Source organism: Paenibacillus sp. 2TAB23 (assembly GCF_052115165.1).
Lineage (GTDB): Bacteria > Bacillota > Bacilli > Paenibacillales > Paenibacillaceae > Pristimantibacillus.
Genome location: NZ_JBFRGD010000016.1, coordinates 125,148 through 137,770 on the forward strand (window position 1 = coordinate 125,148; position 12,623 = coordinate 137,770).

The following is a 12,623-nucleotide window of genomic DNA, read 5'->3' on the forward strand; positions in this document are numbered from 1 at the left end:
CAGCTCACACTGCAAATATTTCGGTGACAATCATTTTTCTGCTCCTGCTTCCCGAATAGGTATTCGTCATGCCCTTTCCATACTCCTCTTCAACGATCCGTTCACCATTGAAGAAGCAGCCTGATTCCCTGTTCCTGCCGCATGAGGCGCAAAAAAGAGCCAAGCGACTTCATCCGCTCGGCTCTTCCTTTTCAATTCTTAACACGTAAGCTTCCTTATTTATGTGCCTTGGCAACCTGTTCAATCAATGCGTCAACCGCTTCGTCAACCAAGAAAGGGCCATAATTCCATTTGTCCCGCGTCACGTTAATGATTCTATTTTCTTTGATCGCCGGTATCGCTTGGTAGACCGGCTCTTTGAATAGCTCCATCATTTGCGCCATCTCTTCATCCGTCATTTGGGTGAAGAAATAGTCGGCTGGCTTATTCACGAATTGTTCCAAGGAAATCATACTTCCTCCGTCGGCATACTTTTCGAACTGCTCCGGCATCTTGAATCCATAATCATCATAGATCAGCTTGCCAAGTGTACCGCCTTTGCCTCCTAATAAAATTTCCCCCTCGTAAAGGATGAACGTAATGGCGGTCGTACCCTCCGCAATATTGATGTCGATTTGATCACGAATCCGCTGGAGCTTCTCTTCAAACTTAGCGATCCATGCTTCAGCTTCGTCCTTGCGGTTCATAATATCACCCATTGTGCGAAGCGTGTTCACTACATCTGGATCACCGCCCCAGGCTACGGCAATCGTCGGCGCAATTTTCTCATACGCTGCAAACGCTTCTGCTTTGTGATAATCGGGAAGTATAATCAAGTCGGGCTCCAGCGCAGAAATAGCTTCTGCGTTGCCTAATCCCTCACCAATACTCTCCACATCAGCCATATCCTCCGGGTATTGATCCAATGTGCCTTGATCAGCACCTACCGGCTTCAAGTCTAGCGGAAGCAAATAACCGCCATATGTAACAACGACAACTTTGCTAGGATCGGAAGAAATTTCCACTTCACGGTCCAAAGCATCCTTATACATTCTTTTCTCTGCTGGCAATGCGCCAGCCGATTCATTCTTTTGTTCGTTATTTGCCTGAGCAGTCGGCTGCACCTCAGCCCCCGTGCCGCCGCATGCGGCTAACAACAAAGAAAGACTGAATAACAGGCTCACTGCAAAAGAAGGCTTAAATCTAACGTTCATTTCATTCACTCTCCAAGCATTTTGTTGATAATGATTATCACTATTAACAATATAGCTTTCCTCTGCTTGGGGCGCAATGAACGATTCGGGCATAATATTCGTACGAATTGAACCTTTTAACCCGAGACGGTGCATTTTGAATTGCGCTGGCGTAGCGCCAGTCTGCTTTTTGAAAAGCCGGTTGAAGTAGTAGATATCGGTATAGCCTACGCTCTCTGCTATTGTGCGGATGGGGATATCCGTTTCTATGATCAAAGCCTTCGCCTTGTTCATACGTGTGTGCACGAGATATTCCATTGGACTGCTTCCAAACTTACGCTTGAACACCCTTGCGAGATAGTGGGTACTGTAATGAAACACATTTGCCATCGTCTCCATGGGTATGGGTTCCCGGTAATGCTCATGAATATACAGTGCGATCTGCGCGGCCAAATCAGGCTCCGCAAGCTCGGCGCCATCCAGCTGCAGCTGCCGGAATTGCTCATGCACGAATTGATAGAATGAGCCTGCTGCTTGCAGGCGTTCCAGCTCGTCGCCTCTTGTCCAGTGCATATACATGCGCTCAAGCAAGGAAAGCAGCAGAATAGGATCGCTCGCATGGAATGTATAGGGTCTCTTGAATCGAGCAAGCTGCTCCAGCCGCTTCGATATGAAATCACCGGTTAACTCCAATATCGGTTTATATAGAATGAGATAATAATCAAAAGAACGATTCAAACCCTTCAAATGGAGAATAGCATCTTTTCCACCGTGAAGAACGCGAAAGCCGCTTGACGTAACCTCGATGCCATCCAGCTTCAGCCATGCCTCTCCCTGATTGGCAAACAGGAAAGCGTTGGCGGGAAGTCGATATTCTCGCGGCTCCTCCCATGGCTTTAAGACGATATGGCGAATGTCTACTATTTTAACCGGCGTCTGGCTCCATAATCGGATCGTTTCTGACCATTCCATAGCTACACCTCGCAACAAATATATCTCATTATAAATCACGACGGGTAAAAGCGGCTATTTCCACTTTCGAAGAAGACCAATCGCGTTACTCAAGCGATAAAAACCTTCCATACGCCCGCCCGCAAAATTGCGGTGAAGGGTATAGTAAGCTAAAATGTCTTTAATTAGCCACAAGGCGGTGAGCTTCTTAGTGAAGACCGATAAGAGCATGAAAATAACCGAATACGGCTCGCTCGAAGACATGCATTTCAAGCTTCGCGAAATAGAGTCCGTCAGCATGCATATAAACGACTGGAAACTTAAGCTTCAATTTATAGAATCACACCTGCTTCTGGTAGCTGCAAGCGGCCATGGACAACTGAGCGTCGACGGGAGATTTATTGAGCTGCGGCAAGGCAGCGTATATCTATGTGTGCCGGGCCAGCTCGTCGAAGCGGCAGTAGACTCGTTGGATGAGCGGGGGTTTTACCATATCCGATTCGATGTTTTTGCGGATAAAGGACAGCCGATCCTTAACAGCGTCAACGATTCTTTCAGCCGCTTTCCAGTAAAAGGAGAAGTTATCATGTCGTCTCCCGTTACGGTAGGCGCTTTATGCGAAGCCATCTATCATCATATGAAGGACGAGAACCCGCTCCAACGGTTTCGTGGACAAATCCAATTCCAAGAGGTACTGCATACGATTCTGCAGGACGCTGTTCTCGAGCAGGAGTCCGACTCGGAAGCCGTGCTTGAAAACGTAAAAAGCTACATGAAGCAGCATTACCAGCAAGAACTGAGCATCGAGCATTTGGCTAAAGTAGCTGGCATTAGCCCCCGCCATTTCATGCGTTTATTCAAAAAAAGAAATGGCTGCAGCGCAATTGATTATTTGGCGATCTACCGAATTGAACAAGCGCAGCAGCTGATGAGAACGGGCGGACACTATCGCATACGGGACATTGCACGCCATGTGGGCTACCATGACGATATTTATTTTCGGCGCAAATTCAAACAGGTTTCCGGCATACCGCCCGCTGCGTTCATAAAGAACAACAAACAAAAAATCGTTGCCTACGATCCTTTTAACATCGGACAGCTTCTTGCGCTGCAAGTGACGCCATACGCAGCGCCAGCCGAGCATCCATGGACCGATTATTATCAAAGAAAATATGAAACAAGCTCCGTGCTCGGTTTAAGCTCGCGGAATGCCGATAGATTGGAACAACTAAGGCTTGCTGCGCCAGATTATATTGTCGGCTCCGACCATCTGGTCCCAAGCGAGGAACAGAAAAAACTAAATGAAATCGCTCCTTCTTTTTTTGTTCCATGGTTAGAGAACGATTGGCGCTCGCATCTCCGCCTAACCGCACAGTTTTTGGGTCGATCAACCATTGCTGAAGCTTGGTTAGATCAATATGAGCGAAAGGCGGCATTCGCCAGCGATCAGATGAAACAGGTTTTCAAAGACGACAGCCTCCTCATATTGAGGATCGCCGGGGACAGCTTCACGCTGCTAGGCGGCAAAAGCATTGCAACTGTATTTTACGATGATTTGCATATCAGGCGTGCTCAGCATACCTATGAAGAAATATCCGATATGGAGGTAACGCCCGAACAACTCACTGCTATCGACCCGGATCGCATGCTGGTCATCGCAAGCGATGACCCCCATTCCCAGTCCAGCTGGCACACTTTAATGCTCTCTGAACAATGGCGTTCCCTGAAGGCCTATCAGAATGGCAGGATTGACTATCTTCCTGCTTACCCTTGGATTGAATATAACGCTTTTACTCATGATCTTATAGTAGATGAGGTACTGAAGCTATGGCATGATCGTACATGAAATTTTGTCGCTATCGTCAATAGGATGAATGGGCCATTTCAACTATACTCCTTTTATATGATAATGATTATCAATTTTAATTAGCGGCAGTCATTCATCAATTAGATTTACAGGAGGGGCACCACGGAATGAAAAGAAATGTACGCTTATTAACAGGATTAATGATGATCCTGTTGGTGCTGATTAGCACAGCATGTGCAGCAGCGAAAACGGAAACGAACACTACGAACGCAACGACTGAGCCTACTAGCCAGCCGAGCGCAGAAGCACCTGCTGCAGAGCGGGTCATTAATAGCCTCAAAGGAGATATTACGATTCCTGCCGATCCCAAGCGGGTCATCGGGCTTTCCGTCGTATATCCTGAATTTTTGTATGCGCTTGGCGTCACGCCGGTTGCGGTACAAAACTACCATGAGGAATACCCTTCCTATTTAGAAGAGGGATTTAAAGATACGGTGAAAATGGGCATCGCCCAAACGCCTAATTTTGAAGCAATTCTTGCCGCTGCGCCTGATTTGATCATTGCTCCAATATGGTGGTCCGATAAGGATTATGATCAGCTTTCCAAAATCGCTCCAACCATCCTCCTGCCGGAGCGTGATAATTGGAAGGACGAACTGCGTGATATTGCCGGCGTCCTTGGTAAAGAATCACTAGCAGAAACGGTCATAACCGATTTGCAGACGAAAGAAACAGCGGCTAAGCAGAAGCTCGATACCCTTGTAGGGGACGAGACGGTTATGTACATGATGGTCATGGAAAAGGAAATCATCATTTACGGAGAGACAATTGATCGGGGCAGCTTTATTCATGAGCGGCTTGGCCTAAACCCTATTAAGGAATTCCCGCAAGCCGAGCGTTCCATCTCCATATCTTTGGAAAAAATACCTGAATACAATCCAGACCATATCATCCTGCAGCTTAATAATGAGTTCAATGAAGCTATCCAGAACCGCTATAAAGAACTGCTGGACAGCTCGCTTTGGAAAAATATGACTGCAGTTAAAAACAATCATGTTTATACGATGGCTGGCAAAGAATGGTTCAATCTGGGCATGTCTCCACTCGCGGACAGCTATGCGATCGATGAAGTCCTTAACGTCTTTGAGAATAAGCAGTAATTCCGAACACTTATAGCAGGCACGGTTAAATCAAGGCAACTGAAAGAGCTGCTTCTTCAAGCTCCTTCAAGGTCTGATTGCGCCGTGCCTGCTTCCGTATGATGACAGCCTTCGATTTCACTTCATTCAGTCTCCCCGTTTTCCCAAGATCGAACTCGCCATATGCTATTGCTCAACGTCAACCTGCTGAAACATGACTTTTTATGAGAATAGATATCATTTATAATAAGAGAATCCATTGTACATCAATGAGTACGTAGATAGAAGGCAGGTTGCATAAGGATGGACATCAACGATCATATTACGCTGTGGAGCCATGCACATAGCAGAATTGCAGATATTCGACGCGTAGTCCTGAGAGCGGGAGAATCCTTATGCGCCTACACCATTCCAGCAAGTATATTTATGATGTCTGTACGGGGAACGGCGGAGCTGAGCCTGGACGGCTCAGCACATACCGTACTGCGTGTTAAGGTATTTCATGCCGGCAAAGGGGCGCGGCTGGATATACAGGCTGGCGCCGAGGGATTTGAGTATTATGTCATTTATTATAAAGCCAGCCTCGCCATGCCTGTCCGTCATGAATGGATTCGGCTTGCGGAGAAGCTGCGTCCCTTTCATGTCCAATATGGCTTTGTAATTCAAAATCCTTATTTCGGAGAATCCTTGAAGGGCGTTGCAGATATCGGAGAAGGAAACGGCAATGTTGAGATGATCTTGGATATGCAGCCTGATCTTATTATCATGGACGATACCTATCCCGAAATGAATGAGCAATTGCACAAAATCGCGCCGACCGTTATTGTTCCTTATGCATCCCTCAAGACAGTTCATGAAGAAATCGCTTATTTCGGTGAGCTTCTAGGCAAGGAGAAGGAAGCCGAGCAATGGCTTGCCGATTACGATCGCCGCACGGCTGAAGCCAAAGCGAAAGTGCTGAAGGCCGTTCCTGCTGACAGCACCTTCTCCGTTCTTGAATTAATGGATAAGAACGTATCAGCGGTAGGCGCCAATTATGGAAAAGGCGGTCAACCGATCTATGGCGCCTTTGGATTCAAGCCTCCCGCTGTTGTCGGTCCAGAGTTGACCGATCCAGGCTGGGCTTCCTTGTCCAGCGAAACGCTGCCCAAATATGCAGGGGATTATATTATTTTAACATCCGATTCTCATACTCTGGAGGACCTTAAAGCCGATCCCATTTGGAACTCGCTCGACGCAGTCAAGAACGATAGAGTGTTTCTATGGGAATCCAAACGTTCATGGTATTGGGACCCTATTGCTATTCTGAGCCAAACGGAAGAATTGGCGGATTGGCTCGTTAGCATCAAATAGGCATTAGACTTTTTTAAAATAGAAACAGCGGCAGCCATGGACGAGGAAAGAGTCCTTGCTTGCCGCTGTTTTATTGTTTTTGATGACGTGCACGTCTTTTCCCAAATGATAAGTAATCATTCGCCATTGGGCCGCCTTGCACCTCATCCCCCCGACTCTTTGCCTGAGCGATCTATACCGTATAACACATCCATATGCTCCATATGAGCAGTTCCCCAATCGTTTAATGCCTTTAACACAGTGCTTAATCCTTTGCCATAATCCGAGATTGAATATTCTACTTTAGGCGGAATTTGGTTGTATACCTCGCGATGTACGATATTGTTATACTCTAGCTCTCTTAATTGTTGGGTAAGCATCTTTTTGTTTATATCCGGTATCGCTTTTTGAAGCTCGCCGAATCTCATGATGCCGTTTGAAATAAGCTGAAGCAGAATGGCAGGCTTCCATTTTCCCACTAAATATCCAGCGCAGATTCAAACTTACAATATTCTTTCATTGCAATCCTCCACTTCCCTTTGCTATGTAAGGTAACTTTTTAGTGACTACGTTAAGATAAAGTGCCTACTTGTTTGGATTAATGACTTGGGTCTACTATATCATTAGTGGATTTCAAGTACATAGGGAGGTTGTCATTATTAATGAATATCGCAATATGGATCATTCAAGGGCTTGCCGCAATCGGATTTGTTTACTCGGGCGGGTTGAAGGCGTTTCAGTATGAAACAGCCAAAAAATCTTGGGGATGGGTCGCAGACGTTCCAAAAGCGTTCGTCGTCTTTATCGGGTTAGCAGAATTGCTCGGGGCAATAGGACTCATTCTGCCGCAAGCGACGAATATCGCGCCTCTATGGACACCCATTGCCGCAACTGGGCTCGCCGCAGTCGTTCTTCTCGGTGCCATCTTCCATGTTACCCGTAAGGAATACCGGGAAATCGGCATCAATATTGTCTTTTTCGCGTTAGCTTTGTTTATTGCGATCAGTCGGTTTTAGGTCGAGGCTCATCTAACAGCAAAGTAAAGCTTGACTCGGAATTATTGCTAGTCAATATGATGAAGCCGCTCCATTGTTAGAAGCAGCTTCAATCATTTATCCGATTTTTGAATGATCATTTCTTGCTTACTGGCTGCTATGATGCTCCTCTTTACTCTACGCTTATATAAAAACCAAGAAATAAACAGCGACTCACTAGCCTGATGACTTGAAACCTTATTTATATAATAGAAGTCTTCAGGCTCTACTGTCATTTTTGCAATTGGTTTAACGGGGGTATTGCTTATCCATTCATCAAACGAAACCAACGCATTCTTAGCTCTTTCAAAAGTATCTTGGGGCAGGAAATATACAACACCTTTTGTCCAAGGTTTTTGGCTCATCGTGTCCGGAGTCAATGAAAAAAAATAATAATTATTGTTATTGTTGCGTACCTTCAAGCAAGCGTTTCTAAAATGACCAACTAGCTTATTACGATCGAATACCGCATAAAACAATGACCAGATCCCATCTCTTGTCGCAAATACCGCCTCAACGTATTGCCCGTTATATAGCGTCTGTCTTCTGGGCTTAAGCTCCATAATTTCCGTATTATTCGAGCCGTGCAATACAACTGGCTTCGTAGAAGAAATATAATGGATGAATCGATATTTGGGGTAAATGCTTGTATACATAATTTCAAGGTTTCCACTAACCGCCTCCGAATACATTTTATCGTATTCCATTGCCTCATGAGGAGAAAATATTAATAAGGGAGACCGATAAAATAAAATACCCATAACGATTGAAACGAATTTAGTAATCATGTTCGTCTCCTCTGCATGTTTTTGGCCGAATTATGATTGGTACGATCTTATCGTCCATTGTTTGCTATGAAAGACTAACCCCGATGCAAGCAGCAATATATGATTTAATTCGTGAGAAAGAGAAGCAGTAAATTCAGCAAACTCTATCCCCATTGATGTTACTGATTGTTCCTTTTCATTATAAATCATGTAAATGACGTTTCTTGTCTTCATGTGAAATCCTCTCGTTTTACAAGTCTGGGGGAAACGATTTGCGGTACAAAGCTTCTCATTCCATTATATGGTACCATTAATCAAGAATCTAATAATAGACGATTCGTTTGAAGCAATATTCAGCAAATATGATGATATAGATGAATGTAAATTGCTGTCCCGTTTCCCACAGCATATAACTAGCACCCAAACGTTCGACCACATCAAAAAGCCGGCAACCCTCTATACAGCGGGCTGCCGGCTTTTCTCACTCTTTCAATATATATTCGTTACGCTCAGCTGTCTGTTGCACAGTCCGGCTCACTAGAGGTATCAAAAAATCCGTACTAACGGTTAATTTTATCCTTCAGCTCGCCCAGCTTCTCCTGCGCGACACCTTTGAGCTTATCCAGCTTGCCTTCGGCTTGGAGACTCTTGTTATCCGTCGCTTTACCGTAATCATCCTTCACTTCGCCTTTTGCCTGGTTCGCAAGGCCTTTTACTTTATCCTTCAATCCATCTGTATTCATATCAATCAGCTCCTCTATTCGAGTATGCTCTTATCTTACCTCCAAAAGTCTATTCTGAAACATTCAATGAAATCGAATGGTCGCCATTCATCAGCTTCTGAATCTGTTAATCAACAACAAAATGCCTCCTCCATCCAATTGGACGGAGGAGGCTGCTTAGAATTAAGAATGGATATATTGCAAATATTGGAGCAGCCTCTTCAGCATAACCGCGCTTTGGGCCCTTGTCGCGTTCGCCTGAGGAGCGAATGTCGTATCGCCCAAACCTTGGATAATTGATATTCCAACTAACTGCTCAACCGCATGGACAGCCCATTCCGAAATGTCTGCACCGTCGGTAAACTTCTGCAGCTCACCCGTATTATCTGATTGCTTCGTCTGCCCCGCGTACGTGATTGCTCTCGCAATCATGACAGCCATCTGCTCTCTCGTTATACTGGCATTAGGCCGGAATGTACCGCCCTCGAATCCATCGATTAAGCCTGCTTGCTGAGCCGCTCCTACCGCACCTGCGTACCAATTCGACGTTTTCACGTCTATAAACCGCTCATCGACAATAAGTTCCGGCAGCCCAAGTGCTCTTACAAGCAGCGCCGAGAATTCAGCCCGGGTAATGGTATGATCTGGAGCGAATCCTCCATCTGGCTGGCCATCAACGATTAGCTTATTCGCCAGCAGTTCAATCTCCTTTTGTGCCCAATGTCCTTTTAGATCTTTAAAGGTGCGGTTAGACTGGATAATCGCATACACCCCATAATGAGGCGAATGAATTGTAACGGTACCATCGCCAGCAAATTGTGATGGTGCGAAATGGAGCTTATGGCTTGCATCCATCCACACAGCCGTTGCGTTGTTCGAATCAATTGCTGCCGAAAGCCTGATTGTTCGCTTAGCAGCTGCATGATTTGCCCCGTTAAGAGCCTTGCCGTCAACATCCAAGAGGAATACAATCGCTCGATCAAGCATAAGCTCTGCTCCACGCCCGCCGGCGGCTTGCTTGATTGCCTCCATAGCCTTATCCTGCGCATGCGCTATCGTTACCGAGATCATACTTTTTCCGGTTATGTCTCCGATGGATTGCAGTGGAATTTCCAAGGTAATCTCGTTCATGATCACCTCCACGATAGCATTAGGAGCTCCATTTCGACCGTTCAATAGCGCAGCCGCAGGCAAATTCACTTCTACTGCCGAGCCGAGCCCGTCTATTGCAATGACTATATCCCCGTTGCCAGCGGCAAACGCCTTCTCCAGCTGCTCCGATGTCAAAAAGAGTTCTTTGACGATTTGTCCGTTAGCAGACGTTCCCTCTGCGACCCRCACTTCCGTTCGGACACCGCCTAGCCTAATAGTAGCCATGCTCGGAGAAATAATGCCCGGGCTTCCTGAACCTGGCACTGCCACTACGATGCCTGTGACCGAAATTTCCTTGATCGATTCATTGCCTGCACCATCACTGGCGTAAACTGTGTATACACCGTTCGTATGGACACTAAATTGTTTGGCGGCCAAAATGTCCGTGCCCGTTCCCCCATTGAAATCAACAACGCTATGGCTTCCTGGCAGCCACTTCAGCTTTGTCAGCGTATTTCCTGCTGCTGCACCATAGATATCCGCGGTTACCGTTACATCCATCATAGCTCCACCGCTTTCTCCAGCGCTTAGCACCAGATTCGGCGAAATCGCTGCGACACGAATCAAGCTAGTATCCGGCACTGTATATTCGGTTGAAGCGGCTGTACCGCTGCTCACACGCTCAATACCCGCTCCAATTGGCAGATCAAGCCGCGGAGCAATGGCGATCCCATCTTCATCCTCCATCCCTTCCGGAACGGCATACGCAAAGGATAGCTCTGAAATCGGCACATCTTGTGTGCCTGTATATGAAGCGTACACGATCTCTGACGTGCTGCCCGTTCCCATAATAAGAGGTATTCTAGGTGTACCTGTCACAATAACCTCATAACCATATTTCACTGTGAATAGCAGGATTGCCGCTTTTCCATACAGGCGATCTGCTGGAGCTTCTATTACTATGGCTATCCAAGCTGCTTCGAATTGTTCGATGGCGTCTTTAATATCCGTTATGGCAGCATCGATCTGCGCTTGGGTTTGGTTTGCAGCATCATCAGATACAACCTGCGCCACCTCGATTGCGGCTTGCAGCGCGGAACGAGCCGCTGCGGAGGCTTGCCCTGCATTCGTGCCTTCAGGATGATCCGCCAAAGCTTGGTTCGCATCATCCAGTGCCGCATCCAAAACGGCTGTATCTCCTGCTTGTATAACCGCATTCATGAAAACATCCAACGCTGCTATCAAATCGTCAGCGGCAGCATCAACCTGCGCTTGGGTTTGATTGGCCGCATCATCAGATACAGCCTGCGCAACCGCGATTGCAGCTTGCAGCGCAGAACGATCTTCTGCTGACGCTTCTCCAACATCCATGCCTTCAGCATGATCAGTCAGCGCCTGATTGGCATCATCCAGCACATTGTGAAGTGCCGTCATGTCTGGTGTGACGATCGCATCTTTAAATGCCTGAATGGCCTCAACTAAATCTGAAGCCTGATTCTGCAAATCAGCAGCCACATTAAACTGGGTGATGGCATTCACAAAGCTTTCGGCATCTGTCAATGCCTGCCTCAAATCATTGTAATCAGAGGCCGGCACCTGCCCAACAGCCGTACCAGGCATACGGTTATGCAATAGCTGACTTGCCGTTTTTATCGCATCGAATAACATTGTGCCGTCTACAAAGGTGAAACCCTTGCTTGCTGCATACGTCTGTACCCTTGAGCCTGCATAGCTGAAAATTTTCAAATTGGCCGGTATGGCTTGATTGTTATTAAATGAAAGAGGGTCAATGACGGTCATGCCGTTCAGTACCGTTACGCTAGAGAGCATGTTATAACGGAAAGAATAGCCCCCTATGCTTGTTACGCTTTCCGGAATGACTACACTCGTCAGTTGATTGCCTCTAAAAGCAAAATCGCTAATGCTCGTCAAACTTCGCGAAATGTCTACCTGAGTCAGAGCATTGTCAGAAAACGCCTCCTGCCCCATGCTTGTTATGCTATCTGGCATAACCAAGCTCGTAAGCAGATTATTTCTAAAAGCCCTTTCTCCAATATAGGTCAAGCTGTCTGGAAGCTCGACGCTAGTAAGGAAGTTATAGCCGAACGCATTGTTGCCAATGCTCGTCAAGCTGCTTGGGAAAGCGACACTGTTAAGATCAGTAATATAAAATGCCGTTTCATCAATAGCTACGACTGGATATCCACCCAAAGTGTCCGGAATCGTAACATCGGTTGAAGCTCCTCTTGGGAAATCTGTGATGGTCGCAAGATTATCGGTAACCGAATAGGTAAAATCCCCCTCCGTGTCTGCATGCACGAACGGAACATGCGATAAGGCAGCCCAGCACGCCACCATAGCCGTTAATAGGCATAAAGCTATTTTTCTCATGTTTTGTCCCCTCTCTTACTTGAATAAGATGTTTTCTTGGAGCATGACTCGCATGTCACGAGGAAGGTCCTCTTCTCCCCCGTCTTGCCCGCCAGACTCTCACCGTGTTTATACTAACAGCAGAGAATAAAAGAATAGTGAAAGAGCAGCTGCGTGAAAACATAAAAACCCGCGCAGCATCAAGGCTGCGCGGGTTTTCCAGGTATTAAAACTATT

At 46.4% G+C, this 12,623-nt stretch carries 9 protein-coding genes; 4 read left to right on the forward strand and 5 right to left on the reverse strand.

Annotated features, from left to right (window positions below):
• Positions 1 to 215: 215 nt before the first annotated feature.
• On the reverse strand, positions 216 to 2,144 hold the full coding sequence (locus AB4Z29_RS21655) for an ABC transporter substrate-binding protein (RefSeq protein ID WP_441945074.1): 1,929 nt from the start codon (positions 2,142 to 2,144) through the stop codon (positions 216 to 218).
• Positions 2,145 to 2,334: 190 nt separating this feature from the next.
• Between AB4Z29_RS21655 and AB4Z29_RS21660 the strand changes: the two genes are divergently transcribed.
• The 3 genes from AB4Z29_RS21660 to AB4Z29_RS21670 all read left to right on the forward strand — a co-directional run bounded on the left by AB4Z29_RS21660 (position 2,335) and on the right by AB4Z29_RS21670 (position 6,422).
• A complete protein-coding gene (locus AB4Z29_RS21660) occupies positions 2,335 to 3,969 on the forward strand; it encodes a helix-turn-helix domain-containing protein (RefSeq protein WP_441945075.1) in 1,635 nt (544 codons plus the stop codon).
• 128 nt (positions 3,970 to 4,097) lie between these two features.
• Entirely contained in the window at positions 4,098 to 5,090 is a 993-nt protein-coding gene (locus tag AB4Z29_RS21665; RefSeq protein ID WP_441945076.1) for an ABC transporter substrate-binding protein, read from the forward strand.
• A 282-nt stretch (positions 5,091 to 5,372) separates the two neighbouring features.
• Positions 5,373 to 6,422, forward strand: a complete 1,050-nt coding sequence (locus AB4Z29_RS21670) for an ABC transporter substrate-binding protein (protein WP_441945077.1) — start codon at positions 5,373 to 5,375, stop codon at positions 6,420 to 6,422.
• A gap of 143 nt (positions 6,423 to 6,565) precedes the next feature.
• Here AB4Z29_RS21670 and AB4Z29_RS21675 read toward each other — a convergent pair whose 3' ends face one another.
• Positions 6,566 to 6,880 (reverse strand): winged helix-turn-helix transcriptional regulator, encoded by a 315-nt coding sequence (locus AB4Z29_RS21675; protein ID WP_441945078.1) that lies wholly within the window; start codon positions 6,878 to 6,880, stop codon positions 6,566 to 6,568.
• A gap of 183 nt (positions 6,881 to 7,063) precedes the next feature.
• Between AB4Z29_RS21675 and AB4Z29_RS21680 the strand changes: the two genes are divergently transcribed.
• Positions 7,064 to 7,417, forward strand: a complete 354-nt coding sequence (locus AB4Z29_RS21680; protein ID WP_441945079.1) for a DoxX family protein — start codon at positions 7,064 to 7,066, stop codon at positions 7,415 to 7,417.
• A gap of 92 nt (positions 7,418 to 7,509) precedes the next feature.
• On the opposite strand, the gene AB4Z29_RS21685 is transcribed toward AB4Z29_RS21680, so the two are convergent.
• The 3 genes from AB4Z29_RS21685 to AB4Z29_RS21695 all read right to left on the reverse strand — a co-directional run bounded on the left by AB4Z29_RS21685 (position 7,510) and on the right by AB4Z29_RS21695 (position 12,407).
• Positions 7,510 to 8,223 (reverse strand): hypothetical protein, encoded by a 714-nt coding sequence (locus AB4Z29_RS21685; RefSeq protein WP_441945080.1) that lies wholly within the window; start codon positions 8,221 to 8,223, stop codon positions 7,510 to 7,512.
• Between the two features lie 539 nt (positions 8,224 to 8,762).
• A complete protein-coding gene (locus AB4Z29_RS21690; protein WP_183566674.1) occupies positions 8,763 to 8,945 on the reverse strand; it encodes a CsbD family protein in 183 nt (60 codons plus the stop codon).
• Positions 8,946 to 9,107: 162 nt separating this feature from the next.
• Complete coding sequence (locus tag AB4Z29_RS21695) at positions 9,108 to 12,407, reverse strand: leucine-rich repeat protein (RefSeq protein ID WP_441945081.1); 3,300 nt, start codon at positions 12,405 to 12,407, stop codon at positions 9,108 to 9,110.
• Between the last annotated feature and the right edge of the window lie 216 nt (positions 12,408 to 12,623).